At 65.1% G+C, this 24,391-nt stretch carries 25 protein-coding genes and 4 tRNA genes; 15 read left to right on the top strand and 14 right to left on the bottom strand.

What is annotated here, in order from left to right:
• Positions 1 to 10: 10 nt before the first annotated feature.
• The 3 genes from DEQ67_RS09315 to DEQ67_RS09305 all read left to right on the top strand — a co-directional run bounded on the left by DEQ67_RS09315 (position 11) and on the right by DEQ67_RS09305 (position 1,614).
• On the top strand, positions 11 to 646 hold the full coding sequence (locus DEQ67_RS09315) for a uracil-DNA glycosylase (protein WP_115861710.1): 636 nt from the start codon (positions 11 to 13) through the stop codon (positions 644 to 646).
• Between the two features lie 82 nt (positions 647 to 728).
• Positions 729 to 1,484: a hypothetical protein gene (locus tag DEQ67_RS09310; RefSeq protein ID WP_004061319.1), complete on the top strand. Its 756-nt coding sequence runs from the start codon at positions 729 to 731 to the stop codon at positions 1,482 to 1,484.
• A 46-nt stretch (positions 1,485 to 1,530) separates the two neighbouring features.
• Positions 1,531 to 1,614, top strand: a tRNA-Ser gene (locus DEQ67_RS09305).
• 198 nt (positions 1,615 to 1,812) lie between these two features.
• Here the strand turns inward: DEQ67_RS09305 and DEQ67_RS09300 are convergent.
• Positions 1,813 to 2,544 carry a GNAT family N-acetyltransferase gene (locus tag DEQ67_RS09300; RefSeq protein ID WP_004043038.1) on the bottom strand — a complete coding sequence of 244 codons (732 nt, stop codon included), beginning with the start codon at positions 2,542 to 2,544 and terminating at the stop codon, positions 1,813 to 1,815.
• 134 nt (positions 2,545 to 2,678) lie between these two features.
• Between DEQ67_RS09300 and DEQ67_RS09295 the strand changes: the two genes are divergently transcribed.
• Positions 2,679 to 2,999, top strand: coding sequence for a DUF5785 family protein (locus tag DEQ67_RS09295; protein WP_004061318.1), 321 nt, complete (start codon positions 2,679 to 2,681; stop codon positions 2,997 to 2,999).
• 36 nt (positions 3,000 to 3,035) lie between these two features.
• Here DEQ67_RS09295 and udk read toward each other — a convergent pair whose 3' ends face one another.
• On the bottom strand, positions 3,036 to 3,731 hold the full coding sequence (udk, locus tag DEQ67_RS09290; RefSeq protein ID WP_115802784.1) for a uridine kinase: 696 nt from the start codon (positions 3,729 to 3,731) through the stop codon (positions 3,036 to 3,038).
• A 186-nt stretch (positions 3,732 to 3,917) separates the two neighbouring features.
• Here udk and DEQ67_RS09285 point away from each other — a divergent pair, with 186 nt between their 5' ends.
• Positions 3,918 to 5,234, top strand: coding sequence for an ABC transporter substrate-binding protein (locus DEQ67_RS09285; RefSeq protein ID WP_115802783.1), 1,317 nt, complete (start codon positions 3,918 to 3,920; stop codon positions 5,232 to 5,234).
• Positions 5,235 to 5,354: 120 nt separating this feature from the next.
• Positions 5,355 to 6,572, top strand: coding sequence for a hypothetical protein (locus DEQ67_RS09280; RefSeq protein WP_115802782.1), 1,218 nt, complete (start codon positions 5,355 to 5,357; stop codon positions 6,570 to 6,572).
• A 33-nt stretch (positions 6,573 to 6,605) separates the two neighbouring features.
• Here the strand turns inward: DEQ67_RS09280 and DEQ67_RS09275 are convergent, their stop codons facing one another.
• Genes DEQ67_RS09275 through DEQ67_RS09260 form a run of 4 tightly spaced genes read right to left on the bottom strand, consistent with a single transcriptional unit; the run spans position 6,606 to position 10,522 of the window.
• On the bottom strand, positions 6,606 to 7,367 hold the full coding sequence (locus tag DEQ67_RS09275) for an ABC transporter ATP-binding protein (protein WP_006601538.1): 762 nt from the start codon (positions 7,365 to 7,367) through the stop codon (positions 6,606 to 6,608).
• Positions 7,364 to 8,227 carry an ABC transporter ATP-binding protein gene (locus DEQ67_RS09270; RefSeq protein WP_004061310.1) on the bottom strand — a complete coding sequence of 288 codons (864 nt, stop codon included), beginning with the start codon at positions 8,225 to 8,227 and terminating at the stop codon, positions 7,364 to 7,366. Before DEQ67_RS09270 ends, DEQ67_RS09275 begins: the two co-directional genes overlap by 4 nt.
• Entirely contained in the window at positions 8,220 to 9,587 is a 1,368-nt protein-coding gene (locus tag DEQ67_RS09265) for a branched-chain amino acid ABC transporter permease (RefSeq protein WP_004061309.1), read from the bottom strand. The genes DEQ67_RS09270 and DEQ67_RS09265 overlap by 8 nt, the downstream gene beginning before the upstream one ends.
• Positions 9,584 to 10,522: a branched-chain amino acid ABC transporter permease gene (locus DEQ67_RS09260; protein ID WP_004061308.1), complete on the bottom strand. Its 939-nt coding sequence runs from the start codon at positions 10,520 to 10,522 to the stop codon at positions 9,584 to 9,586. The genes DEQ67_RS09265 and DEQ67_RS09260 overlap by 4 nt, the downstream gene beginning before the upstream one ends.
• Positions 10,523 to 10,850: 328 nt before the next feature.
• On the opposite strand from DEQ67_RS09260, the gene DEQ67_RS09255 reads away from it, so the two are divergent.
• Entirely contained in the window at positions 10,851 to 11,387 is a 537-nt protein-coding gene (locus DEQ67_RS09255) for a GNAT family N-acetyltransferase (RefSeq protein ID WP_115802781.1), read from the top strand.
• Positions 11,388 to 11,398: 11 nt separating this feature from the next.
• A tRNA-Thr gene (locus tag DEQ67_RS09250) sits at positions 11,399 to 11,472 on the top strand.
• Between the two features lie 35 nt (positions 11,473 to 11,507).
• Here DEQ67_RS09250 and DEQ67_RS09245 read toward each other — a convergent pair.
• Positions 11,508 to 11,927, bottom strand: coding sequence for a hypothetical protein (locus DEQ67_RS09245; RefSeq protein ID WP_004061307.1), 420 nt, complete (start codon positions 11,925 to 11,927; stop codon positions 11,508 to 11,510).
• Positions 11,928 to 12,202: 275 nt separating this feature from the next.
• On the opposite strand from DEQ67_RS09245, the gene DEQ67_RS09240 reads away from it, so the two are divergent.
• On the top strand, positions 12,203 to 12,361 hold the full coding sequence (locus tag DEQ67_RS09240) for a DUF7563 family protein (RefSeq protein ID WP_013035319.1): 159 nt from the start codon (positions 12,203 to 12,205) through the stop codon (positions 12,359 to 12,361).
• A gap of 12 nt (positions 12,362 to 12,373) precedes the next feature.
• On the opposite strand, the gene DEQ67_RS09235 is transcribed toward DEQ67_RS09240, so the two are convergent.
• The 7 genes from DEQ67_RS09235 to DEQ67_RS09205 all read right to left on the bottom strand — a co-directional run bounded on the left by DEQ67_RS09235 (position 12,374) and on the right by DEQ67_RS09205 (position 17,744).
• Complete coding sequence (locus DEQ67_RS09235; RefSeq protein WP_004043049.1) at positions 12,374 to 12,592, bottom strand: helix-turn-helix domain-containing protein; 219 nt, start codon at positions 12,590 to 12,592, stop codon at positions 12,374 to 12,376.
• A gap of 222 nt (positions 12,593 to 12,814) precedes the next feature.
• Positions 12,815 to 12,912 (bottom strand) — tRNA-OTHER (locus DEQ67_RS09230).
• A 146-nt stretch (positions 12,913 to 13,058) separates the two neighbouring features.
• On the bottom strand, positions 13,059 to 14,906 hold the full coding sequence (locus DEQ67_RS09225; RefSeq protein WP_115802780.1) for an FAD-binding protein: 1,848 nt from the start codon (positions 14,904 to 14,906) through the stop codon (positions 13,059 to 13,061).
• Positions 14,907 to 14,961: 55 nt separating this feature from the next.
• The gene (locus DEQ67_RS09220; protein WP_004061303.1) at positions 14,962 to 15,843 is read right to left on the bottom strand and encodes a succinate dehydrogenase/fumarate reductase iron-sulfur subunit; all 882 of its coding nucleotides are present in this window, start codon (positions 15,841 to 15,843) and stop codon (positions 14,962 to 14,964) included.
• Positions 15,843 to 16,214 carry a succinate dehydrogenase hydrophobic membrane anchor subunit gene (locus DEQ67_RS09215; protein WP_004043052.1) on the bottom strand — a complete coding sequence of 124 codons (372 nt, stop codon included), beginning with the start codon at positions 16,212 to 16,214 and terminating at the stop codon, positions 15,843 to 15,845. The genes DEQ67_RS09220 and DEQ67_RS09215 overlap by 1 nt, the downstream gene beginning before the upstream one ends.
• Positions 16,214 to 16,609 carry a succinate dehydrogenase, cytochrome b556 subunit gene (gene sdhC, locus DEQ67_RS09210; protein ID WP_004043053.1) on the bottom strand — a complete coding sequence of 132 codons (396 nt, stop codon included), beginning with the start codon at positions 16,607 to 16,609 and terminating at the stop codon, positions 16,214 to 16,216. Before sdhC ends, DEQ67_RS09215 begins: the two co-directional genes overlap by 1 nt.
• Positions 16,610 to 16,718: 109 nt before the next feature.
• A complete protein-coding gene (locus tag DEQ67_RS09205) occupies positions 16,719 to 17,744 on the bottom strand; it encodes a succinylglutamate desuccinylase/aspartoacylase family protein (RefSeq protein ID WP_004061300.1) in 1,026 nt (341 codons plus the stop codon).
• Positions 17,745 to 17,875: 131 nt separating this feature from the next.
• On the opposite strand from DEQ67_RS09205, the gene DEQ67_RS09200 reads away from it, so the two are divergent.
• The 6 genes from DEQ67_RS09200 (at position 17,876) to DEQ67_RS09175 (ending at position 24,338) form a co-directional block, all read left to right on the top strand.
• A complete protein-coding gene (locus tag DEQ67_RS09200; protein WP_004061299.1) occupies positions 17,876 to 19,237 on the top strand; it encodes a RimK/LysX family protein in 1,362 nt (453 codons plus the stop codon).
• A gap of 114 nt (positions 19,238 to 19,351) precedes the next feature.
• Positions 19,352 to 19,933 (top strand): DNA-3-methyladenine glycosylase family protein, encoded by a 582-nt coding sequence (locus DEQ67_RS09195; RefSeq protein ID WP_004061298.1) that lies wholly within the window; start codon positions 19,352 to 19,354, stop codon positions 19,931 to 19,933.
• Between the two features lie 141 nt (positions 19,934 to 20,074).
• A complete protein-coding gene (locus DEQ67_RS09190; RefSeq protein WP_008605300.1) occupies positions 20,075 to 22,060 on the top strand; it encodes a 3-hydroxyacyl-CoA dehydrogenase/enoyl-CoA hydratase family protein in 1,986 nt (661 codons plus the stop codon).
• A gap of 86 nt (positions 22,061 to 22,146) precedes the next feature.
• Positions 22,147 to 22,221, top strand: a tRNA-Glu gene (locus DEQ67_RS09185).
• Between the two features lie 422 nt (positions 22,222 to 22,643).
• The gene (locus DEQ67_RS09180; RefSeq protein WP_006601545.1) at positions 22,644 to 23,129 is read left to right on the top strand and encodes a DUF3592 domain-containing protein; all 486 of its coding nucleotides are present in this window, start codon (positions 22,644 to 22,646) and stop codon (positions 23,127 to 23,129) included.
• A gap of 198 nt (positions 23,130 to 23,327) precedes the next feature.
• The gene (locus tag DEQ67_RS09175) at positions 23,328 to 24,338 is read left to right on the top strand and encodes a sensor histidine kinase (RefSeq protein WP_115861874.1); all 1,011 of its coding nucleotides are present in this window, start codon (positions 23,328 to 23,330) and stop codon (positions 24,336 to 24,338) included.
• The last annotated feature ends 53 nt before the right edge of the window (positions 24,339 to 24,391 follow it).

The raw sequence follows: 24,391 nt of genomic DNA, 5'->3' as shown, positions 1-24,391 counted from the left end.
ATTCGAGGGTGTGGACGCACACCAACGCCAGTTCCGGAACCCCTTCTCGATGGACACCGACTGCACGAACTGCTCGGGGCTCTGCGAGACGCGCGAGCAGGTCGTCCACGGCTACGGCGACGTGGGCGCGGAGTTCCTGTTCGTCGGCGAGGCCCCGACCGCGGCCGCGGAGCGGACCGGCGTGCCCTTTACCGGCGACGAGGCCGGAAAGCGCGTCCAGCGCATCCTCGGCGACCTCGGGTTCGTGCGGTCCGACCCGGACGCCGACGAGCCGGACGTACAGAACGTCTTTTTCACGTATCTCACGCGCTGTCGACACCCCGACCGCGGGCCGACTGACGACGAAGTGGCGACCTGCGAGCCCTACCTGAACGCGGAGATTCGGATGATAAACCCGCACATCATCGTCCCCGTCGGACAGGCCGCGCTGGAGGCACTCGCGTTCGATTACACCACGCGCGCGGCCGACAGCTTCGACGTCGACGCGGAGCACGCGACGACCATCCGCGGCCGCGGCTTCGAACTCGTCCCGATGAAGGAGCCGGAGCGCCTGACCGACGCCGACGCCGAGGCGTTCGTCGAACACGTCCGCGAGTCCGTGTTCGGCCGGGACTACCGGCAGACGAAGGGACGGCAGAGTCGCTGAGTCGGGCGGACGATTCCCGTCGCGTCCGGGGCCGCGTCCCGCAAGCGGCGGGTTCAAGGGTTCCCCGGCGCGAGGGGAGGGTATGACGGTCATCGCCGTACTCGCCGAACCGCCGCGGCCGGGACTGGTGCTTTCGGAACTCGCGGAGACGAGTCCGCTCTCGGAGGCCGAAGCCGCGGACCTCTACGCCGCGATGCTCAAAGACGTCTGTATCGCCGTCGAGCGGTCGGGCGGCGACCTCCTCGTCAACTACCGCGCCGAGGACGACCTCCCCGACGAGTTCGCCGGGGACCACGACTCGGAAGCCGAGATTCGGAGCGTCGTCGCCGACGCCCTCGGCGGCACCGACGACGCGCGGTTCGAACCGCAGGTCGGCTCGACGTTCTCCGCCCGCGCGGGTAACACCGTCTCGCATCTGCTCAACGAGGAGGAGGTCCACTCGGCGGCAGTCGTTCGACCCATCGCGCCGCTGCTCGGCCGCACGCACCTCGACAGCGCGGCGATGAAGCTCCGGAGCACGCCGGTCGTCCTCGGCCCCTCGACGGAGGGCCGCGTCTACTTCTCGGGCTTCCTCGACCCCATCGACTTCACCGACGCCTACGCGGAGCCGGAAGTCGAGACGCTCGCTCGCCGCGCCGACGACGCGGGTCACGGCCTCGACTACGTCCCGATGCTTCCGGTCCTCGAAACCGGCGCGGACCTCGCCACGGTCGTGCCGATGCTCCGGTCGCGGGTCGAATCCGAGCGGCTCGTCCCCGAGCACACGACGACGTTCGTCTTCGAGAAGGGACTCCGGGTCGAGTCGACCGACGGCGTGCTGGAACTCGTCCGCGACTGAGCGAAGCGACAACTCTTAGGTATCCGACTCAAAATCCCCGTGTGAAGGTGGGATGGCGGAGTGGCCTAACGCGCCTGCCTTGAAAGCAGGTTTCCTCACGGAATCCTGGGTTCAAATCCCAGTCCCACCGCATTTTCCACGAACCCTACGCCGCGCAGTGGCATCTGCGCGGCTCTGTGAGTGGACATCGGAGACGGACTGGGATTTGAAGCAGGGAGCGGAGCGAACGCCGTGAGCGGAGCGAGTGAGGTTCAACTCCCAGTCCCACCGCATCCACTCCAAGCGACACCAACGACCCCGAAAAAGCGACCCACAGCCCTCGACCCGTTCAGAACCGGTACGCCATCATCACCTCGTCGACGTGTTCGTCACCGATGGTGTAGTGGTCTCTGCGAATCGCTTCGGTCTCCCAGTCGTGGTCGCCGAGGAACTCCAGCGCGCGGTCGTTCGTCATCGGGACGCTGTTGTACACTTTCCGGAAGCCGTTGGCTTCGGCCCAGTCGAGGCCGCGGCGCAACAGGAGGCTGCCGATGCCCGCCCCGCGGTAGTCCTCCTTGACGCCGACGGTCTGCTGGGCGGTCTCGCGGATGCGCGACACCTGCGGGAGGTCGAGGTGCGTCCAGCCGACGACCTCCTCGCCGAGCGTCGCGACGAAGAACACGCGGGACTCGACGCGGTTGTGGCGCGTGACCGCCTCGTCGTAGAGGAGTTGTTCGGCGATGGTCTCGGCGACGACGTACGTCTCCTCGGAGGTCACGTCTCGAATCGCGTCGATGAGGCCCTCGAAATCGCGTTGACGGCCGGGCCGGATAGTGACGATGCCGGCGTCGGTGTCGTGTTCCTCGATGGTGCCTACGTCGAGCGCCAACTGGAGCGTGCCGCCGTCTTCTTCGAGGTAGCCGCGCGATTTCAGTCGGTCGAGTTCGGTTCGGAACTCGTCGGACGGCACGGGCGCGACGTCGAGGAGGACGTTTCGCTTGGCGGTGCCGTGCCGCTCGACGTACTCGTAGATAACCTTGCTCGCCTCGGATTCGAACGTCGGGCGCTCGGTCGCTCGCATGACTCCAAGAACCATGGCGTGCCACGCGTATATTTCTTGTTCATCGGTAGCAAACACCGTGACCACGCGGCGTTCCGCATGACAGATATCAACAGATGCGTAACGGCTTTGAATCGGCCTGCCAACACTCGGGTATGGATTGGCCACACGACCCGGACGGCGAAGAGGGGAGCGAAGGCGGACGCAAGTACGGCCAGGCGGTCATCGCGAAGAAGGTCGACGAAGACGAGGACTTCCCGCTGAACAAAGCGGCGTTCGTCGAGGAGTACGGCGACCACCCCATCCGACTCGACTCCGAGCGCGTCGTCTCGCTTTCGGACATCTTCGAACACGTCGAAGGCGAGGAGTTCGGCGACTTCGTCGAACTACACAAGGCCGTCGGCAAGGCGATGCGCGAAAACGACTTCTGGTTCTACGAGGGCGCAGACCAGTTCGTCACCGGCAAGAAAGCGTAGTCTTCGAAGCTCGAACGTTCGACCCGCGACGGCGAGTTAGTTTCCGGACCCGCGGAACGAGGTCCGCTCTTGGACTTCCCGCTCGATAGCGTCGCGCTCCCAGGTGCGCGTCTCGTCGCCCTCGACTTCGGCTTGCACCTTCTCTTCGAGCAGCGTGACGGCGACGCTGTTTGCCCCTTCGGGGATGATGAGGTCGGCGTGTTTCTTCGTCGGTTCGATGAACTGCTCGTGCATCGGCTTGACCGTCGAGAGGTACTGGTCGATGACGCCCTGGAGGTCGCGCCCGCGGTCGATGGCGTCGCGCTGGATGCGCCGGAGGATGCGAACGTCGGCGTCGGTCTCGACGTAGAGCCGAAGGTCGAGCATCTCGTTTACGTCCTCGTCGTAGAGCGCGAGAATCCCTTCGAGAATGATGACGTCGGTCGGCTCGACGGTCTCACGCTCGGACTTTCGGTTGTGAATCTCGAAGTCGTACTGCGGCATCTCGACCGCCCGTCCCTCCATGAGCTCCGAGAGCTGTTCGTACAGCAGGTCCCACTCGAACGCGGAGGGGTGGTCGTAGTTCAACTGCTCGCGTTCGGCCATATCGAGGTGACTCTGGTCTTTGTAGTAGTTGTCAATCGGAATCCGGGTCACGGACTCACCGACGTTCTCCGTGATGAGTCGAGCCACGGTCGTCTTTCCGGCACCGCTGCCCCCGGCGATACCGATGACGAACGACGGGATGGTCATTGTCCCAAAGACGCCCGCGAACGGGTTTGAACGCAGCGGTTCGCCGGCTTCGACTGACGAGTATATAAAACACATTGACAGGCAGTTTCACACAACCGATTCTCGCGCCGCCGTCGGTCGCAATTATCATGGCTTTTCAAACGCAGGAAGTAAGTTTTATAAGCGGGAGTTGCCATTGGCTTTCACATGGTACGTGATATCGTACGCCGCGACTTCCTCAAGGGAGTGGGAGCCGCGGGCGCGGCAGGCTTGACTGGCTTATCCGGATGCATCGGTGGCGGCGGTGGCGGTGGCGGCGGCCCCGAAGGGCTCGTCGTCATCGGCTACCCCGAAAGCGGTATTCAGCTGTTCCGCGACTATTACAGCGCGTCCGACGGGAGCGAGGAGATACTCGTTCCCGACGGGATGCGCTCCGGGTCGATGCCCGGGCAGGTCGGCAACGACATGGCGAACGTGACCGGGACGGCACCCGCAGCGGGCGGCCCGAACCAAGACACGTTCAATCAACTGTTCGAAGACGAGTACGACGCTGCGCCGGGCGTCTTCACGTCGCAGACGTACGACTCGGTCGCGATTCAGCTTCTCGCGAACGCCGCCGCGGGGGAAAACTCCGGGCCGGCCATCAAAGACCAGATGCGGCGGATGGCGAACCCCGGCGGGATGACCGTCGGCCCCGACAACCTCGTCGAGGGCGTCGAGGCCGCCGCGAACGGCGAAGACATCGACTACCAGGGCGCGTCGTCGTCCGTCAACTTCGACGAGAACGGCGACCCGGCGGAAGCCGCGTACGCCATCTGGACGTTCGACGCCGACAACAACGCGACGAGCCAAGAGGACGTCCAGAGCTTCGAAGGCGACAGTCCTGACGGCTCCGGACCGGCGGCCGACAGCGGCCCCGGCGGTTCCGACCGCGAGATGTCGATCGGTATCCTCCTGCCCGAGACCGGCGACCTCGCGGCCGTCGGTGCGCCGATGATTCAGGCCGGTCAGATTCCGGTCATGCAGGTCAACGACGCCAACCCGGCCGGACTCTCGGTCAACGCCCAAATCGAAGACACCCAGACGTCCCCGGACGCCGGTGTCTCCGCCGCGCAGTCGCTCGTCTCCGCGGGCGTTCCGTCCGTCTGTGGGTCCGCGTCGTCCGGCGTGAACGTCCCCGTCTCGCAGCAGGCGTTCATCCCGAACGAAATCGTCGGCTGCTCGCCGTCCTCGACGGCGCTGTCCGTCTCGAACCTCGACGACAACGACTTCATCTTCCGGACCGCGCCTTCGGACTTCTTGCAGGGCCGCGTCATGGCGCAGGTCATGGCCGAGCGCCTCGAAGCCAGTTCGGTCTCGACGCTGTACGTCAACAACGACTACGGCCAGCAGCTCTCGGAGCGCTTCGCGAGCGTGTTCAGCGACTCGTTCGACGGCGAAGTGTACAACCAGGTCGCGTTCAACATCGGCGAGTCGTCGTACTCCTCCGTCATCGAGACGGCGCTCTCCGGCCCGGATAGCTAAGACCGACCCGACAGACCCGATTTTTTCTTCGTCGCCGCCGACGCGAGCGGCCGCGCTCGGCTGTCGCGCACGACTCGGCCGACACAAGACACTCATACGACCGCTGACAGCTATGCGTCGATGAAGCGCCGCGCCCTCCTCTCGACGGTCGCCTGTTCGGCACTCGGGCTCGCAGCCGGCTGTCTCACCGACTCGGACGAGTCAGTCGAGACCCCAACGAACCCACGGACGACCACGACAACGACCGACTCGACGGCCGATTCGACGACCGAGACGAACACGTCGGGACCGAAGCCGAACCCCGGCGTCGGCCTCTCAGTCGTCAACGAGGACGACGAACCGCACACGCTGTCGGTCCGAGTGACCGACGGCGACGAGACACACTTCGACGGGTCGCTCGACGTCGGGGCCGGACCCGGATACGGCCGGAACGTCGCGAACGACCTCGTCGGCGACGGCAGCTACCGCGTCGTCGCGGAACTCGAAACGGGGGCGACGCTCGACTACGGGTGGACGGTCACGAACGAGGCGCGCCGCCTCGAACTCGTCGTCACGTCCGACGCCGACCTCGAAGCGCGGCAGCGCGTGACGCCGGTACTCGACGACGCCGACCTCCCGTACACCGTTCCGGGCGCGGCGGACATCTTCGCGCCGCCGGGGGCGACGATTCGGAACCGGAGCGACGCCGACGCTCGGCTCACCGTCGCCATCGACCACGACGGGGGGCGCGTTTTCGAACGCACCTTCGACGCGGCGACCGACCGCGAGGTTTCGACGCCGCCGCTCGTGGCGTCCCACGGGACCTACGAGGTCGTCGTGGAGACCGAAGACGGCCGCACCGCGACCCACGAGTGGGACATCCCGGAGAAATGGGGGTGGCCGACCCTCGCGGTGCTCGTCGCGGCAGATGGCTCGCTCCGGGTCGGCTCCGGTTGGCCCAAGACGGTCTCGGTTCACGTCGAAAACGAGAGCGAGGCGGAGCGCGACCTGACGCTGACGCTCGTTCGGCCCGACGGCGCGGGCGCCGACAGTGACGACGTGGATGGGACTCGCTCTGGTGACGCGGTCGTCTCGGAGACGGCCCGGACTGTCCCGCCCGGCGAGTCGACCGTCGGATTCGGGGTCCCTATCGGCGACGTGTACGAACTCACTATCGAAACGGCCACGGCGTCCGAAACAGTCGCCTACGCGGCGTGCTACTGCTGGAACACGAACACGACGGTGACGCTCAGTGGGAGTTCAGGCGGTGACGGTGGCGGCGACGGGGACGAAGGCGGCGACGGTGACGGTGGAGATTCCGGTCTCTCAGTCGAGTCGTTCCAGTACGTCTGCGAATGAGCGCCGAAAAAGAGCGTGGCCCGCCGAGACGGACTAGCCGCCGAGGAAGTCCTGTCGGACCTGCTCGTCGTCGAGGAGCGCCGTCCCGGAGTCCATGTAGCGGTTCTGTCCGTTGGCGAGGACGTAGCCGCGGTCACAGCGCCGGAGCGCCTCCTTGGCGTTCTGTTCGACCATCAGGATGGCCGTGCCGGCCTCGTTGATTTCGTCGATTTTGTCGAACATCTCCTCGACGAGGTCGGGCGCGAGCCCCGCCGACGGCTCGTCTAAGAGCAGGAGGTCGGGGTCGAGCATGAGCGCGCGACCCATCGCGAGCATCTGCTGTTGGCCGCCGGACATGGTGCCGGCCTTCTGGTCTTTCCGCTCTCTGAGGATGGGGAACCGCTCGTAGACCGCCTCCATGGCGTCCTGCGGCACCTCGTCGAGGATGTACGCGCCCATCTCGAGGTTCTCTTCGACCGTCAGCGTCGGGAAGATGTTGTCGTTCTGCGGGACGTAGCCGATGCCGACGTGGATGATGTCCTCGGGTCGGCGGCCGGTGATGTCCTCGTCTTTGAACCGGACGGTGCCGCCCATGTGGGCGGTCAGGCCGAAGACGGACTTCATCGTCGTCGATTTGCCGGCCCCGTTCGGTCCGACGATGGTGACGTACTCGCCGTCGAACACGTCCATGTCGACGTCGGTGAGAATCTGGAGGTCGCCGTAGCCGGCGTCGAGGTCGCGGACGCGCAAGAGCACGTCGTCGCGGCCCTCGACGCCCGCGCCGCTCGTCGCGTCGGTGTTGGCGTCGACGCTCATACGTTGCCTCCGAGGTAGGCCTCGATGACCTCTTCGTTGCTCCGAATCTCGTCGGGCGTCCCCTCCGTGAGTACCGAGCCCTGGTGGAGGACGATGACGTGTTCACAGTTGTCCATGATGAGGTCCATGTCGTGTTCGACGAGCAGGAACGTGTAGCCCTGCTCGCGGAGTTCGTGTACGTGTTCGAGCAACTTCTTCTCCAGCGTCGGGTTGACCCCGGCGAACGGCTCGTCCAACAGCAGCATGTCGGGGTCGGTCAGGAGCGCCCGCGCCATCTCGAGCAGTTTGCGCTGCCCGCCGGAGAGGTTGCCCGCGTACTCCTCTGCGATGTGGGCGATGTCGAAGAAGTCGAGCACCTCCCAGACGCGTTCGAGCAGTTCCGCTTCCTGTTCGCGGACGTCGTCGCGGACGCCCGGCATGACCGAGCGCCACAGCGCCTCGCCGCGCTGGTGTTTCGGCGCGAGCATCATGTTTTCGAGGACGGTCATCTCGCTCAGTTCGCGGGCGATTTGGAACGTCCGGACCATCCCGCGGTTGGCGATTTGGTGGGGTTCCTCGCCGGTGATGTCCTCGCCGTTGAACGTGACCGTGCCGGCGTCGGGCTTGAGCATGCCCGTGATGAGGTTGAACGTCGTCGACTTGCCGGCCCCGTTCGGCCCGATAAGTCCCGTGAGCGTCCCGGACTCCACCTCGAAGGTCGCGCCGTCGACGGCGGTGATGCCGCCGAAGGACTTCTCCAGTCCCTCGACCTGAAGCGGGTAGTCGACCGACGTGTCGACGCCGGAGGCGAACGCGCCGAGCGCGCCCTCGTCGACCTTGTTCGCCACGTCTTCGACGGGCTGGTCGGCGGCGTCACTCATCGGTCTCACCTCCTTCGGCCGCGGCGTCGACGCCGCCGTCGGTGCGGACCGAGTCGTCGTCGCCGCCGTCCGCGGCCATCGACTGCGGCCGCGACAGCGGGATAACCGACGCCGTCTCCTTGCGGTAGCCGAGCATCCCCTCCGGCCGGTTGTGCATCAGCCAGATGAGCACGAGGCCCATCACGACCAACTGGAGCTGTCGGATGCTGTCGACCGTGTACAGGAGGAACGGCACGGGGTCGAACTGCGAGATGAGCGGCGAGATGGCCTGTCCGAAGCCGGACGGCGAGTCGAAGTTGGGGAACACCGCCGTCACGAGGTTCTGGAAGTACCGCGGCCCCTGGTAGAGCACCGCGGCGAAGACGGCCCCGCCGAGGACGCTCCCCGTGTTCGAGCCGGCCCCGCCGATGATGAGCGCAATCCAGACGAAGAACGTCACGCGCGGCCGGAAGAAGTTCGGCGTCACCGCGCCCTGCGGGACGAGCCAGAGGATGCCGGCGAGCCCCATGAGCGCGCAGCCGAGCATGAACGACTTGATTTTGAACCGGTCGGTGTTCTTGCCGAGGGCGTTGGCCACGTCCTCGTCCTCGCGGATGGCCTTCAGCACGCGACCGAACGGCGACTCGCCGGTGCGCTTGAGCAGCCAGTAGAACGCCGCGACGAACCCGAGCAGCAACAGCCCGTAGACGAGACCGTCGACGACGGGTTTGGGGTTCGTCGGAATCAGCACTTGTGAGGCGTCGACGAAGCCGAGATAGGCGTTCCAGAGGCCGAGGCCGCGAAGCAGTGCCTCCAGCGGCGGGGCGAAGTCGAGGATGAGCCCCGACCCGCCGCCGAAGCCGACGCGGTTGCCGAACAGCTGGAACTGCTGGAGTTCGCCCGAGAGGAAGCTGAACCGGACGATTTCCGACATGGCGATGGTGACGATGGCCAAGTAGTCGGCCCGCAACCGGAGCGCCGGGAGCGCGACCACGAGCCCCAAGAGCGCAGCCGCGAGCATCCCGGCGAGGATGCCGACCCAAAGCGGGAGGCCGAGGCCGCCGACCTGCGCCGCGCCGCCGGCGACGTACGTCGGCTTCGTCACGATTGCGGTGACGTAGACGCCGACGGCCATGAAGCCGACGATGCCGATGTTGAACAGCCCGGTGTACCCCCAATGGAGGTTGAGCGCGAGCGACAGCATGGCGAAGACGCCGATGTAGAACGTCAGCGTCGCGATGGAGTTGAGCTGTCCGCGGAGCGTGTACCCGAGGACGAGCCCCGCGAGGACGTACGCGAGGTACGTCCCGAGGAGAATCAACACGATGAGGCCCGCGTCGCCGCCCGGGATGCGGGCGGTGAAGTCGTCGCGGACGCTCATGCGGTCGCCCTCCCGCTGAACAGCCCGGACGGTTTCACGAGGAGAATGACGATCATGACGACGAAGGCGGCGGCCCGCGAGAACGCCGAGGGAATCCACAGCACCGACATCGACGCCGTCAGCCCGATGACGAGGCCGCCGGCGATGGCCCCGTAGATGGAGCCGATGCCGCCGAGGATGACCGCGGCGAAGATGAGAAGCAACAGCAGCCACCCGTCGTTGAACCCGAGGGTCCCTTTCCAGAGGATGAACATGTAGCCCGCGACGCCGGTCAGTCCGCCGCCGATAATCCACGTCGCGCGGACGACGCGCTCGGTCGAGATGCCGGTGATGAGCGCGAGGTCCTTGTTGTCGGCCATCGCGCGCATCGCCTTGCCGAGTTTCGTCCGCTGTAAGAGCACGTGGACGCCGAGCATCAGCGCCGACGCGACCACGAGGAGCGTGATGTCGTGGGCGTTGATGAACACCGTGCCGTCGATGAAGTACAGCGACAGCGAGGGCGGTTGGGCGGTCGTGCCGCGCACGTCGGAGCCGAAGACGAACTGCATCAGGTAGCGAAGCGCGAACGCGACGCCGACGCTCGTGATGAGAAGCGTGATACCGTCCTCGTTTCGAATCGGTTTGAAGATGGTGCGGTCGACCGCGAGCGACAGCGCGATGGCGAAGCCGCCGGAGACGACGATGCCGGCGACGACCGCGAGCGGCGTCGAGAGCATCCCGATGCCGAGCGTCCCGCCGTAGACCGACCCCCCGGCCCCGACGAGCAGGAGCGCGCCGATATCGGCGCGTCCCAACCCGGCGATGAGGTACGTCGTCGCCCACCCCGAGAACGCCCCGGCCGTGATGTAGTCGCCGTGGGAGAAGTTAGCGAAGTTTAGAATGCTGTACGTCATCGACAACCCGATGCCCGCGAGGCCGATTACGAGCCCCCGCATCAGACCATCCCAGACGAGCGTGCCAATGTCGGCAAACTGCGTCTGCCCCGTTGCTAACCCGCGAAGTAAGTCACCGAGTAGTACGACTACGATGACCGCCAAGACGAGCGCGAACGGACGCTCGATGGCGAACCGCCTTCCACGGGAGTAGGTTTCGGCAATACCCATTGATAACTATCCTCATGATATGTGCGGACGATAAACATAGATAAATCTTTCTTCATCGGTCGTCTTTACTGACCCCGCTTGACACCCCGCAGGACCTCGATTACTCGAATTCGGTCCGAATCGTCGACACTTAAAAGCGGGTAGAGTCCCGACAGGGACCATGCGCGTCAGTTCGGCGGCGTTTTCCGAGCTCGACGACCTCGTCGAGCTGTGGGTCGAACTCGCCGCGGACCAGCGGGCGTCCGGCTCGCACCTCCGAGCCGAGGCCAACCGAACACCGATACGGGAGGCGCTGGCTCGACACGTCGCCGCCGACGGCGTCCTCGTCGCCCGCGAGGGCGATGTGAGCAATGGCGGCACGGAGGTCGGAAGCAGCGCAGAGGACGCGGACGCCGACGGCCTCGTCGGGTTCGTCATGTTCGACATCGAGGCGGGAGCGTACGAACAGGACGCGACTCGCGGAATGGTTCGGAATCTGTTCGTCCGCCCGGCGTACCGAGACGCCGGCGTCGGAACGCGGTTGCTGGCGGCGGCGGAGAACGCGCTGGCCGACGCCGGCGTCGACGCCGTCGCGTTGGACGTGCTGGCGGACAACGAGGCCGCCCGTCGGTTCTACCGGCGACACGGCTATCGGCCCCACCGCGTCGAACTGGAGAAATCGATGCGAAGCGATACACACTCAAAGGAGGACGGGTAATCGACAGACGCGCCAGGAGAGCATGGGCGGTTCATGCACTCGACTTGTAATCGAGACTTCGTGGGTTCAAATCCCACTCCTGGCTTCTCTCGCCGTTTACTCACGTTTTCCGGACCGTCGTCAGTTCCGTCGAGTGGGAGACCGAACCCGGATGAGGAGCAACGACCCCGGAACGCCGAGGACGAGCGCGCGGAACGGGTTATGCTTGATGATAACGTCGGGATCGAGCGGCTCCGACTGGAGGTCGGTGATTCGGATACACGAGTAGTAGACCGTGACGTGGGTCAGCACGTACGCGAACGCCGCGGGGACGACGACCGGATACCGAATCCCGCCCATCGCCAGCCCCTCGAACGCGAGGGCCGTGAGCGCCGAGATGAAAAGCAGATTGCCCAGTTGGAGCGTGACGCCGGTCAGCGCCGTTATCGCGGTGTCGAACAGCGACGCGCCGTAGGGCGTGTACGTGAGCGCAGTGACGACTGCCACCGCTCCGAGAAAGAGCCCGGCGAACAACCCAGACAGCGCGTACACGAACTCCATTGGGGGACCGTTAGGGGACCGACGGGTGCGAGGAATTTAGTTCTACCCCCCTCGTTATCGCGGCCGAAAATTAGACAACACCGCCGAGAGCGACGGGCCGCGGCGTCGAGACGGAATTTTATCTTTATCGGGAACGTCATGTTCGGTATGAACGGCTCCGACCAATTCATGCTCGCCGTGTCGCTTCTCATCTTCGCGCTCCTCGTCGCCGGCCTGCTTCTCGCACTCGTATAGGGAGAAAACTTATGTGATATTCATGGAGGATACTAGCTACCATGCCGGAATGTCAGAACTGTGGTTCGTTCGTGACGCCCGCATACGCCCGAGTATTCACTCCCGATGGCATGGAGAACCCGCGCGTTTGCCCGAACTGCGAGGATATGGTCCGCGACGGCGCGCAGGTGCGGGCGGCGCGCTCACCGAGAAATCACTGACTCGCCGGGCCGTCACTGAGCGACGTGGTAGTGTTCGGCGTCCTGTCGGACGAAGCCGCGCTTCGAGAGCGTGCTGAGGATGCTGTAAAGGGCGATTTTCTTCATCTCCAACCCGTTCTGCAAGTCGGAGATGGACGCGCCGTCGTGCGTGGTGAGATAGAGGTACACGAGCTTGGCCGAGGGCGATTCGAGTTCGCCGGGGACTTCGATGGTCGGAACCGTCTGTTGCATGGTCGTTGTCATCCTCTTTGCTTCGACGATAATAAAACTCTCTTACAACAATCGTCGAAGTTCGGTGGTCGGGAGTGAGGCCGCGAACGTCACGAATTCTGGAGAATCGTCGCATCCCTCACGAACGTATATCCGATTCGCTGCGGCGTTCGACGGCGCTAACTTCGACTGTCGTCGAAGGACGCTCGTCTCGGGTTCTCGGAGGACGCCGTCCCGAAGCGACGGAAGGGGCGGGAGTCGAACCACGCGAAGCCATTGAAAACCACCGGACCGACCGCGAGGGTCTGTGCCGGTGTGCTCTACCACTGAGCCACCCTTCCGGTCGCGCGTAGGGGTCGAGCGGGCAAATAGGCGTTGGTGGACTCGGCCGAAGCCCTCGGCTGTGGGGCGTTGGGTTCCATGTGATGCACCGCTCGAAAGCGGCGACGAAAGAGATTGGTCGCGACTCGGACGGGGCGCAGTCGGGTCAGTAGCTCCGCGTCTTCGGCTCGTACGTCTTGTTCTCGCCTTCGAGGATGACCGGCTTGTACCAGAGTTCCGGGCGGCCGTCGTTCCACGAGAGCATCGTGTGCTTGAGCCACTCCTCGTCGCGGCGCTCTTGGTACTCCTTGCGCCAGTGGGCTCCGCGGAACTCGTTGCGCGCGAGTGCGCCGAGCGTGATGGCTTCCGCGATGTCGAGGATGTTGCGCATCTCCAGCGTCTGGAGGAGGTCCGTGTTGAACGTCCGCGACTTGTCGCCCACGAACACCTGCTGGTAGAGTTCGCGCGCCTCGCGGATGTCGCGGAGCGCGTCCTTGAGCGCCGACTCCTCGCGGAAGACGTTCACGTTTCGCGTCATCGACTTCTGGACGCGCTCGCGAATCTCGGCCTGCTGGATGCCGTCTTCGCGCTCCAGGAGGGTGTCGATGGTCTCGCGCTCGTCTTCGACGGCGCGCTGGACGAGGTCGGCCCCGGAGACGGACGCGCCGGCGTCCGCCGCCGTCCCGCCGTCCGCGACGGCGTCTTCACCGATACCGGCTTCACCGAGTTCGACCGGCGAATCGACTTCACCGAGTTCGTACTCGCCTTCCTTGCCGGTCGTGATTTGGGCCTCCTCCATGTCCTTGCCCGCGGCGTGGTGGCCGGCGCGCTTGCCGAAGACGATGAGTTCGGGGAGCGCGTTGCCGCCGAGGCGGTTGCCGCCGTGGACGGAGGCGCAGGCGCACTCGCCGGCCGCGTAGAGGCCGGAGATGCACGTCTCGCCGTTCTCGTCGGTCTCGATGCCGCCCATCGCGTAGTGCTGGCCGGGCTTGACCGGCATCGGCGCTTCGAGGGGGTTGACGCCCTCGAAGTCCTCCGAGAGGTGGACGATGTTTTCGAGGCGGTCGATGATGCGCTCCTCGCCGAGGTGGCGCATATCGAGGTGGACGTACTCGTCTTCGATGCCGCGGCCCTCGTTGACCTCCGTCAGTTCGGCCCGGGAGACCACGTCGCGGGAGGCGAGTTCGCCGAGGTTGTTCGCGTAGCCGTACTCGAACATGAAGCGCTCGCCGTTTTCGTTGTAGAGGATGCCGCCCTCGCCGCGGACGCCCTCGGTGATGAGGACGCCCGTCGAGGGGAGCGTCGTCGGGTGGAACTGGATGAACTCCATGTCCTCCATCGGCGCGCCCGCGCGGTAGGCCATCGCGACGCCGTCGCCGGTGTTGGCGACCGCGTTCGTCGTGTGGTCGTAGACCTGTCCGAGACCGCCGGTGGCGAGGATGACGCCGTTGCGGGCGCGGAAGCCCTCGACCTGGCCGGTCTGGACGTCGTAGGCGACGATGCCGTGACAGGTTCGGTCCTCCGGCTTCTCCTCGTCGGTGACGGCCAGTCGGGTGACGTGCCACTCGTCGTACACCTTGATGCCGCGCTTGACGAGCTGCTCGTACATCGTGTGGAGCAGCTGGTGGCCCGTCTCCGCGCCCGCGTAGGTGGTCCGCGGGAACGAGAGCCCGCCGAACGGTCGCTGGCTGACGCGACCGTCGTCGTCGCGGGAGAACGCCATTCCCCAGTGTTCGAGCTGGATGGTCTCTTTCGGGCTGTCCTTACAGAGGGTCTCGGCCGCCGGCGCGTCGGCCAGATAGTCCGAGCCCTTCATCGTGTCGTACGCGTGGTCCTCCCACGAGTCGCCTTCGCGGAGCGCGGCGTTGATGCCGCCCTCCGCCGCGCCCGTGTGACTTCGGACCGGATGGAGCTTCGACACGATGGCCACGTCGGCCCCTTCCTCGTGTGCCGCAATCGCCGCGCGCAGGCCCGCCCCGCCCGCGCCGACTACGATAACGTCGTGTTCGTACATGGTGTGTTTGGGTGTGTCGTAGGGTTGGTCGAACTTCAGGGTTTCACCGGGAAGTTCACCAGAACTTCAGGTTGTTCTTAATCGCCTCGCGCTTGAGCTCCTGGATATGCTCCGTGAGGGGGATGTCCTTCGGGCACACCTCGGTACAGGAGAACTGGGTCTGACAGCGCCAGACACCGTGTTCCTGTTCGAGGATTTCGAGGCGGCGCTGCTTCATGTCCTCGCCTTCGCGTTCGTCCATGGCGAAGCGGTAGGCCTTGTTGATGGCCGCGGGACCGAGATACTCGTTGTCGCCGGCGGCGATGTTACACGAGGACATACACGCGCTACACCAGATGCAGCGGGTGGACATCTTGACCTTCTCGCGGTTCTCGCGCGTCTGGCGCTGCTCGTCGAGTTCGCCGTCCGGAAGCGAGTTCGTCTGGAAGTACGGCTCGACCGACTCCATCTGGTCGTAGAAGTGCTCCATGTCGACGACGAGGTCTTTGACCACGTCGGAGTGCGGGAGCGGTTCGACCCGAATCGGCTCCGAGAGGTCCGACAGCTGGGTCTTACAGCCGAGTCGCTGCGACCCGTTGACGAACAGCGCGTCGGACCCACAGATTGCCTGCCGGCAGGAGTGCCGGAAGGTAAGCGAGGAGTCGTAGTGGTCCCGTGCCCACATGAGCGCGTCGAGAATCGTCATGCCCTGTTTGTACGGGACGTGGAAGTCGTCGAAGCGGGGCTCCTGTTTCTCCGGCACCTCGGGGTCGTAGCGGAAGACCTTGAGGTGGTAGGTGTCGTCCGCGGAGCGCGCTTTCTCGGCCGCCTCGGCCTCGCGCTGCTCTTGGACGCGCTCGGCGCGCTCGCGCTTTTTGGCGTCGCGCTTCTGCTTGCCGGCGGACGCCGTCTCCGTGGCCGATTCCTCCTCGACAGTTTCGGGAACTTGCGTGCTCATTAGATGGGAACACCTCCGGCCCACTCGAGGGCCGTGCGGACGCCCTGCACGATGAGCAGGACGCTCGCGAGACCGAGAATCGCCTTGACCGCCGTCTTCCGGGTTCCAGAGAGACCCTGGTTGACGAGGGCGTTGTAGACGCCGTTGACCCCGTGGAACGTCGCGGTTACGAGGAACAGGATCATCAGCGAGAAGTACGTCAGCTGCTCCATGCGCGCCTGCGAGAGGGCGAACGTCACTTCGTCGGCGTGGTTGACGAAGTGGAGCAGGAAGAAGTGGAACGCCAGCACCACGACGAGGAAGGCGGCGGTCAGCCGCTGCCAGAGCCACCGCCGGCCGCCGGGCTCGAAGGACGTGTATCGTTCTGCCATTAGATGCTCACCCCCGAGAGGAACGTGGGGACGCTCGCAACGACGATGACACCCGTGAGGATGAGCGACGCGTAGAAGCTCTTGTCCTGTGCTTCCAGCCCGACGCCCAGGTCGACGAACAGCAGCCGCAGCCCGTTGAGGATGTGGAACACCGCCACCGCGAGCAGCCCGACTTCGAGAATACGCACGACCAGGAGGCTCTCCAGCGCCTGAATCGTGTTCGTGTACGCCGTCGCGCCCGAGAGGGCCGTCGATAACACGGCGATGTGGGTGAAGAGATAGCCCACAAGCACCCAGCCGGTGAACTTGTGGAATATCCAGGCCCACATGCCGGCCGAGAACTCCCGCCATCTGCTGAAGTCCTCGATGAGGCCCCGATTGTAAGACTGACTCATGCTCTTGTGAGTGTCGGGAAGGGGAGGGTATAGAACTTACGTGTATGGTGTTTCGTGAGGGTCGGCAAAAATCGCCGCCCCCGGGCGTCTCGGGTCGAGCCGAACGGTCTCAGCGCGTCGTTTCGGGGGAGCCGGACTGCTCGCGCTCGACGACGCGCCGCACCTTGTCTTTGAGTTCGACGAGGTGGCAAAGCGGGTTGCCGGGGTAGACGACCGGGTTTTCGAGGACGCCGACGAGCAGGCCCGTGAAGGGGGCGACGACCGTCACGTTGTCGTCCTTGAACGGGTTCGTAATCGTGCAGATGCGGTCGCCCTCGTGGACGAGCGCGCCGCGGTCGTGGTGCATGTCGACGATGCCGCCCGCGTCGGCGCGGAGCCACGTCTTCTCGTTTTCGTCGGAGATGACGGTGCGCCAGCCCGGCCAGTTGACCGTCGAGGTTCCTCGGAGGCCGTACTCGGCGAAGACGCTCTCGACGCCCGCCAGCGCCTCGTCGATGAGTTCGCGCTGGAAGCGGTGGGCCTCGCCCATCTCGACGGTGATAGCCGGCGTCCCGTTCGCGGACGACTCGGTTCGGAGCATCCCGCTGGACCCGGAGCTGTCGATGATGACGTGCGAGCCGAAGGCGTTGGCGAGGCGCGCGACCGCGGGGTCGGACATATCGGCGCGGACGTGGAGCATGTTGGTCCGCCCCCGCGTCGAGGTATGGAAGTCGATGCCGAGGTCGCAGGGCGCGATGAAGTTCTGGTAGATGCGGTGGGCCATCCGCTTGGCCCCCGTCGAGGTCTCGGAGCCCGGAAACGACCGGTTCAGGTCGCGGTCGTAGATGGGGAGATACCGCTGTTGGGCGAGAAAGGCCGGGACGTTCATCACCGGCATGCAGACGAGCGTGCCCGCGAGGTCCGCGAGGTCCCACTCGTAGGCCACCTCGCGGACGACCTCGATACCGTTCAGTTCGTCGCCGTGGGCGGCGGCGGAGAGGAACACGGTCGGCCCCGGCTGCTCCCCGTTGATGATGGTGACGGGGATGCGAACCGGGTCCCCGAGATACGTCTCGGAGATGCCGTACCGGATGTCCTGTGTCTCGCCCGGCTCGACCTTCCCGCCGTTGTAGGTGAAGGCCTCGTTGTCGGCCATGTGATGCGATGGGAGGGCCGGGGTTATAAACGGTCGCGACGGACCGCCCGACGCCGTCCTCGCGGCTGCGAACCGAAGGCCTCCAACTCTCGACCGTCATGTCTTTGAAACCGGGAGGATATCAACTGAGTATGTCCACCACAGACGACGCCGTGCGTGTCGGCGTGCTTTCTCTGCACAACAGTAAGGAGACGAAGGCAATCCTCAACGCGGTCGAAGACCTCGGTCACGAGCCGGTGTGGCTCCGTCGAGAGAACGCGGCGGTCAGCATCGAAGACGGCGAGGTGACAGTCGAGCCTGAGGTGGACATCATCGCGAACCGACTGCTCCTGTCGAACACCGAGGAACCCGCCGAACTGCTCGGGCTGGCGACGACGTTCAACCGCATCCGACCGATGCTCAACGAGCCGGACGCGGTTCTCGCGGCCATCCACAAGTTCGCCACGGCCGCGACGCTCGCCAACTGGAACATCCAGGTACCCGACGCGCTGCTCGCGCTCTCGAACGACCGGCTCAACAAGGGCCGCGAGCGCTTCGGCGACGTGGGCGTCTACAAGTCCGCCATCGGCACCCACGGCGGCGGGACGTGGAAGGTCGACCTGACAGAGCCCGTCAACCCGAAGGTCGGCAACCGGCAGGCGTTCCTCCAGAAGCTCATCGACCGCGACGGCGACCGCCACCGCGACCTGCGCGTCTACATCGTCGACGGCGACATCGTCGGCGCGATGTACCGCTACGCCCCGGAGGGCGACTGGCGGACCAACGTCGCCCTCGGCGGCGACGTGCTCGACGCGACCGACGAGATGCCCGATGAGGCCAAGGAGACGGCGCTCTACGCCGCCGAAGTGATGGAGATGGACTACGTCGGCGTCGACCTCGTCGAGGGCGACGACGGCTGGTTCGTCCTCGAAGCCAACCCGACGGCCGGCTTCAAGGGCCTCTATCAGGCGACGGGCAAGAGCCCCGCGCCGCACATCGCGAAGCTCGCAATCGAGCGCGCGGGCGGCGAGGTCGACGAGACGCGCGTCGAGGAGTTGTCGGCGACGCTCGACGACTCCGTCCCCTCGTGTGCCCCCAACGAGTCACCCATCATCGACGGCGAAGCGCCCCTCATCGGCTACATCGAGGAGGTCGTCGTCAACGGGACCAGCGGCTCCCAGCAGACCCTCGCGAAGTCCGACACCGGCGCGACCCGAACGAGCATCGACACGAGCCTCGCCGCCGAAATCGGCGCGGGGCCCATCAAGAGCATGACGCGCGTGAAGTCCGGGAGCCTCAAGAGCGGGAAGGCCCGCCCCGTAGTCGACCTCGTCATCGGTATCGGCGGCACCCAGCACACCGTGACCGCCAGCGTCGAGGACCGCTCGCACATGGACTACCCGCTGCTGCTCGGTCGCGACATCCTCGAACACTACCGCGTCGACGTGCGCCGCCGCGCCAACGCCGACCGAAACGACAGCGACGACGAGGAAGAAGAGCTCCTCGAAGAGTAAGTCGGCCCGCCACACCGGGCCACCAGCGCGGTCACCGCCGTCGAACGACGGGCGACCGCATCCGAGCACCCGAGACACGCGCACTTTTCTCCCCGACGACCCAACCACGAGTCGATGAGCGACGACGCCTACCGCGAACTCCGTGCGGACCCGCACCTCGGCGATGTGGTCGACGAACACGGCCCGCTCTCGCTCGACCCCGCCGACGACCCCTTCGAGCGACTGGTCGTCTCGATTGTCAACCAACAGCTCTCGACGACCGCGGCGGCGACGATTCGGGACCGCCTGTTCGACCGCGTCGAGGTCACGCCCGAGGGGATACTGGCCGCCGACGAGGACGTCCTGCGCGACTGCGGCCTCTCGAACCAGAAGGTCGGCTACGTCCGCAACGTCGCCGACGCGTTCCGAGACGGCCTGTCGGCCGAGTCGTTACGAGAGATGGACGACGGCGAGGTCGTCGCGGCGCTCACCGAGATTCGCGGCGTCGGTGACTGGACCGCCAAGATGTTCCTCATCTTCGTGCTCGCCCGCGAGGACGTGTTCCCGGTCGAGGACCTCGGGATTCGTCGCGGGATGGAACACGTCTTCGGGTTCGAACAGGACGCCGTCTCCCGCGGCGAGATGCGCGAGCGCGCCGAGCGATGGGCACCCTATCGAAGCTACGCCAGTCGGTATCTCTGGCGGTGCGTGGACTAACTTCGACAGGGTGGAAACGGAGTCTAGTCCGAGTAATCGATAGACTGCACCCACGTAGACCGCCAATCGAATAAACACAATCTGAGTTTACATTTCACGCGAGGGAAACGTTGAAACCGCGACGCAGTGTAACGTTCTTCCATGAACGTAGATGACGTCGACAGTATCACCGTGCTCGGAGCGGGCAACATGGGCCACGGCATCGCGGAGGTCGCGGCCCTCGCCGGCTACGACGTCGTCCTGCGCGACATCGAAGACGAGTTCGTCCAGCAGGGCTACGACAAAATCGAGTGGTCGCTGAACAAACTCGCCGAGAAGGACCGACTGTCGCAGGACGACGCCGACGCCGCGCTCGCCCGCGTTTCGACCGCGGTGGACCTCGGCGAGGCCGTCACCGACGCCGACGTGGTCATCGAGGCCGTCCCCGAGAAGATGGCCATCAAAAAGGAGGTGTACGCCGAGTTGGAGGAGTACGCCCCCGACCACGCGGTGTTCGCCACCAACACCTCCAGTCTCTCTATCACCGAACTCTCCGAGGTCACCGAGCGCCCCGAGCGCTTCTGCGGGATGCACTTTTTCAACCCCCCGGTCCGCATGGACCTCGTCGAGGTCATCTCCGGCGCGCACACCGCCGACGAGACGCTCGACCTCGTCGAAGACCTCGCCGAGTCGATGGGCAAGACGCCCGTCCGCGTCCGCAAGGACAGCCCCGGCTTCATCGTGAACCGCATCCTCGTCCCGCTGATGAACGAGGCGGCGTGGATTGTCCACGCCGGCGACGCGACGATGGCCGAAGTCGACTCCACGACGAAGTACGACATGGGCCTCCCGATGGGGAGCTTCGAACTCGCCGACTACGTCGGCATCGACGTGGGCTACCACGTCCTCGAATACATGCACGAGGTGCTCGGCGACGCCTACGAACCGTGTCCGCTCCTCTCGGAGAAGGTCGAAGAAGGCGACCTCGGCCAGAAGACCGGTGCGGGCTTCTACGACTACGAGGACGGCGCGGGCGCTGAAATTCCCCACGACGAGGGGAGCGAAGCGGTCAAGAACCGACTCCTCGGCGTCATGGCGAACGAGGTCGCCGGTCTCGTCGGCAACGACGTGGCCGACCCGGCCGCCATCGACCGCGCGGTCAAACTCGGCGGGCGCTTCCCCGACGGCCCGGCGAAGATGGCCGACAGCGCCGGCATCGCCGCCCTCGTCGACGCCCTCGACGAACTCCACGACGAGACCGGCGAAGCGCGCTACGAAGCCGTCGAGTACCTCCGCGACCTCGCCCAGTCGGACGAGGGCTTCTACGGCGACGGCGGCGAGGACGAATCCGGCGACGCTCCCGCGTTCGACGCCATCGCCGTCGAGGTGCGCGACGGTGTCGGCCACATCACCCTCGACCGGCCGCACCGACTCAACACCATCAGCGTCGAACTGATGGACGAACTCTCGGAGGCAATCGACCTGTGTGCCGACGACGACGAGGTTCGAACCGTGCTCCTCACGGGAGCCGGCGACCGCGCGTTCTCCGCCGGTGCCGACGTGACCAGCATCGCCGCGGGCGGCGGTGACCCCGTCGAGGGCGTCGAAATCTCGCGGAAGGGCCAACAGACGTTCGGAAAGCTCGAGGAACTCGACAAGCCGGTCGTCGCCGGCATCGACGGCTTCTGTCTCGGCGGCGGGATGGAACTCGCAATGTGCGCCGACCTCCGCATCGCCACGGAGCGCTCCGAACTCGGCCAGCCCGAGCACGACCTCGGCCTCCTTCCCGGCTGGGGCGGCACGGTCCGCCTCCAGCGCATCGTCGGCACCGGCCGCGCGAAGGAGATTATCTTCAGCGCCGACCGCTACGACGCCGAGACGATGGCCGACTACGGCTTCGTCAACGAGGTCGTCGAGAACGACGACGACTTCGAAGAACGGGCCTTCGAGTACGCGAAGCGGTTCGCACAGGGTCCGCCGGTCGCCCAGCGCTACACCAAGCGCGCCATGCACAACGGCTGGGAAGACACTGATTCGGGACTGGAAGTCGAAGCGCAGGCGTTCGGTCTGCTGTTCACCACCTCGGACTTGATGGAGGGCGTCGCCGCCTTCACGAGCGACCGCGACCCCGAGTTCACGGGCGAGTAACCGGCCGTCGTGGGTGGGTTCCTCTCACTCACCCACGATGGAACGCAACGCTTAAAATAGTCCAACGACCACTCGTGAATGCAGACGCTCGGTTGGTGTAGTCCGGCCAATCATCTTGGCCTTTCGAGCCGAGGACCAGGGTTCAAATCCCTGACCGAGCACTTCTCTGAGGAACAACGTGACGAAGAGAGAGCGGAGCGTAGGGGATTTGAAACAGGGAGCGAACAGAGCGAGCGACTGAGGTTCAAATCCCTACCGAGCACTTCTTTGCTGAACGATCTTCGAAGCGACCGCTTTGCGTGTCGCTTCGACTGTGGAGCAGGAATGCGACACAGGGAATTAGAACTAGCGAGCACCGTGTTGCGAGTGGAGTTCAACTCCCCTCCAGACATCCCATTCTACCGCAGTCTGCGATAGCTCTTGTGTCCCACCAAGTAGCGTCGCCGGATTCACGCGGAACCGTAGGTGCGGCCGCTGGGGGAGGCGTTCATGAGAGCCCCGCTGAACTCACAGTCGAACGGTGGGCTCGCTCCGGTGTTACAGGACGCGAAACACTGATTACCCATTTACCGTTCAACATCTCATGCCCTCGGACATGGAATTCAAGTTCAATGGCCCATCTGGACCGCTCGGGGTCGCACTCCTCCTTATCTTAGGACTGGGCGTTATGGGGTACGGGGGGTACAGTTACTTGGCCCAATCTTCGGCGTTGGACGCCACGGAGACGGTTGACGCGACTGTCGTTTCGACCGCAATCGAACAGGTCAACCAGCGACGAGGGACGGACGATTACAGACCGCAAGCGACTTTCAGATACACCTACGAAGGCGAACGCTATACGTCAACACATATGTATCCCGGAGGTGTTTCGCGCGAATTCGAGACGAAGGAAGACGCTCAATCGCAGTTAGGGGGTTACGAGCAAGGAGCGACCGTGACCGCCTACGTACCATCGAATTCCCCCGGTGACGCGTTCCTGATACATGAGAGCAGCACTAAGCCGCTCTACATAACCGGGTTTGGTGCTGCTCTCGTGCTTGGCACGCTCGTTTCGGTCCTTCGAAACTGAGGGTCTGGCAGATTATCCGGCTGCGTTTCTGTGTCAGAACGGGCGGGAAACACTATACGTATCCACAGTCCAACGATGACGCATGCACGGGTTCCTGAACGCTCTCCGTCGATGGGTCAACCCAACCCCCATCGGTCGGGAGAAACCGCGTCTGGAACGGTGCAGGAGCGTAGGGAATCGATGACAGACGGAACCTCCATGGCAATCCCGCTCGACGAATTTCGGGTGCCAGTCGTCGCCTACGCCGTGACGAACGGCGAGCCTCGTATCACTGCAACGAACGGGGCTTTCGAGTCGGTGTTCGAGAGTCCCTCGCCCGAAACGCCCGTAACGGCGATATTCGAGCGATTCAGTCTCGTCAACTCGACCGGTGACGAGAACCCGGTCACGCACCTCATTCGTGGCGACAGTGTCGGGATGTACCTCGACGGGGGCGGTTCGGGTGGGCCGTTCTTCGCTCGGATACTCTCTTCTGACGGTGACACCGGCTACGTTGTGTTTCGAGACGCGAACGAGTTCCCCGGTATCGCGGGCACTCCGGCCGTAGACCCCGTGAGCAGTGTGATCAGCCACGACCTCCGTAACCCGCTGGACGTCGCCAAGGCCCACCTCCGAGCAGCACGGGAGACAGGTGACACCGAGCACTTCGACGCAGTAGCCGACGCGCACGAGCGAATGGAACGTATCATCCGCGACGTACTGACTATCTCGCGGGACCGAACCGTGTTGGACCCGACCGGCAACGTCTCGATAGAAGCCGCCGCGAAGGATGCGTGGCAATCCGTCGATACCGAGTACGCCACGCTGGATGTGGCGGACACACTCCCGACTGCGACTGCCGACTCTGGACGCGTCCAGCGACTGTTCGAGAATCTGTTCCGGAACGCCGTGAAACATGGTGCCACGGCCGACCAGACACTGTCCGATGACAGCGCGGGGAGCGACTCCACGAGCAGTCGGGCGGCGAACTCGGCGCGCGCGGTGACCGTCACAGTAGGCGCGTTGGAAAACGGCTTCTACGTCGCAGATGACGGGCCGGGCATTCCCGCGGGTGAGCGAGCGGTCGTCTTCGAACCGGGATACTCGACTCGGGAGGGGGGGACCGGCCTCGGTCTCGCAATTGTCGAGCGAATCGTCGTCGCACACGGATGGGAGCTGACCCTCACGACCGCAGCGAACGGCGGGACGCGCGTTGAGGTATGGTTCTAACACTGATGTCCGAGGCGGGGCTCGGAACCAATAGACCATTGTCGGACGAACGC

Source organism: Haloferax sp. Atlit-48N (assembly GCF_003383015.2).
Classification (GTDB): domain Archaea; phylum Halobacteriota; class Halobacteria; order Halobacteriales; family Haloferacaceae; genus Haloferax; species Haloferax volcanii.
This window is presented reverse-complemented; position numbering and strand designations above follow the sequence as displayed.

Excerpts from the sequence above, each read along its gene's own strand:
- DEQ67_RS09260 (WP_004061308.1), bottom strand. The coding sequence starts at position 10,522 with ATGCGGGGGCTCGTAATCGGCCTCGCGGGCATCGGGTTGTCGATGACG.
- DEQ67_RS09285 (WP_115802783.1), top strand. The coding sequence starts at position 3,918 with ATGGTACGTGATATCGTACGCCGCGACTTCCTCAAGGGAGTGGGAGCC.
- DEQ67_RS09225 (WP_115802780.1), bottom strand. The coding sequence starts at position 14,906 with ATGTACGAACACGACGTTATCGTAGTCGGCGCGGGCGGGGCGGGCCTG.
- DEQ67_RS09205 (WP_004061300.1), bottom strand. The coding sequence starts at position 17,744 with ATGGCCGACAACGAGGCCTTCACCTACAACGGCGGGAAGGTCGAGCCG.
- DEQ67_RS09175 (WP_115861874.1), top strand. The coding sequence starts at position 23,328 with ATGGCAATCCCGCTCGACGAATTTCGGGTGCCAGTCGTCGCCTACGCC.
- DEQ67_RS09275 (WP_006601538.1), bottom strand. The coding sequence starts at position 7,367 with ATGAGCGTCGACGCCAACACCGACGCGACGAGCGGCGCGGGCGTCGAG.
- DEQ67_RS09215 (WP_004043052.1), bottom strand. The coding sequence starts at position 16,214 with ATGGCAGAACGATACACGTCCTTCGAGCCCGGCGGCCGGCGGTGGCTC.
- DEQ67_RS09280 (WP_115802782.1), top strand. The coding sequence starts at position 5,355 with ATGAAGCGCCGCGCCCTCCTCTCGACGGTCGCCTGTTCGGCACTCGGG.
- DEQ67_RS09245 (WP_004061307.1), bottom strand. The coding sequence starts at position 11,927 with ATGGAGTTCGTGTACGCGCTGTCTGGGTTGTTCGCCGGGCTCTTTCTC.
- DEQ67_RS09190 (WP_008605300.1), top strand. The coding sequence starts at position 20,075 with ATGAACGTAGATGACGTCGACAGTATCACCGTGCTCGGAGCGGGCAAC.
- DEQ67_RS09180 (WP_006601545.1), top strand. The coding sequence starts at position 22,644 with ATGCCCTCGGACATGGAATTCAAGTTCAATGGCCCATCTGGACCGCTC.
- DEQ67_RS09270 (WP_004061310.1), bottom strand. The coding sequence starts at position 8,227 with ATGAGTGACGCCGCCGACCAGCCCGTCGAAGACGTGGCGAACAAGGTC.
- DEQ67_RS09295 (WP_004061318.1), top strand. The coding sequence starts at position 2,679 with ATGGATTGGCCACACGACCCGGACGGCGAAGAGGGGAGCGAAGGCGGA.
- DEQ67_RS09255 (WP_115802781.1), top strand. The coding sequence starts at position 10,851 with ATGCGCGTCAGTTCGGCGGCGTTTTCCGAGCTCGACGACCTCGTCGAG.
- sdhC (WP_004043053.1), bottom strand. The coding sequence starts at position 16,609 with ATGAGTCAGTCTTACAATCGGGGCCTCATCGAGGACTTCAGCAGATGG.
- DEQ67_RS09240 (WP_013035319.1), top strand. The coding sequence starts at position 12,203 with ATGCCGGAATGTCAGAACTGTGGTTCGTTCGTGACGCCCGCATACGCC.
- DEQ67_RS09310 (WP_004061319.1), top strand. The coding sequence starts at position 729 with ATGACGGTCATCGCCGTACTCGCCGAACCGCCGCGGCCGGGACTGGTG.
- DEQ67_RS09200 (WP_004061299.1), top strand. The coding sequence starts at position 17,876 with ATGTCCACCACAGACGACGCCGTGCGTGTCGGCGTGCTTTCTCTGCAC.
- udk (WP_115802784.1), bottom strand. The coding sequence starts at position 3,731 with ATGACCATCCCGTCGTTCGTCATCGGTATCGCCGGGGGCAGCGGTGCC.
- DEQ67_RS09195 (WP_004061298.1), top strand. The coding sequence starts at position 19,352 with ATGAGCGACGACGCCTACCGCGAACTCCGTGCGGACCCGCACCTCGGC.
- DEQ67_RS09265 (WP_004061309.1), bottom strand. The coding sequence starts at position 9,587 with ATGAGCGTCCGCGACGACTTCACCGCCCGCATCCCGGGCGGCGACGCG.
- DEQ67_RS09220 (WP_004061303.1), bottom strand. The coding sequence starts at position 15,843 with ATGAGCACGCAAGTTCCCGAAACTGTCGAGGAGGAATCGGCCACGGAG.
- DEQ67_RS09235 (WP_004043049.1), bottom strand. The coding sequence starts at position 12,592 with ATGCAACAGACGGTTCCGACCATCGAAGTCCCCGGCGAACTCGAATCG.
- DEQ67_RS09300 (WP_004043038.1), bottom strand. The coding sequence starts at position 2,544 with ATGCGAGCGACCGAGCGCCCGACGTTCGAATCCGAGGCGAGCAAGGTT.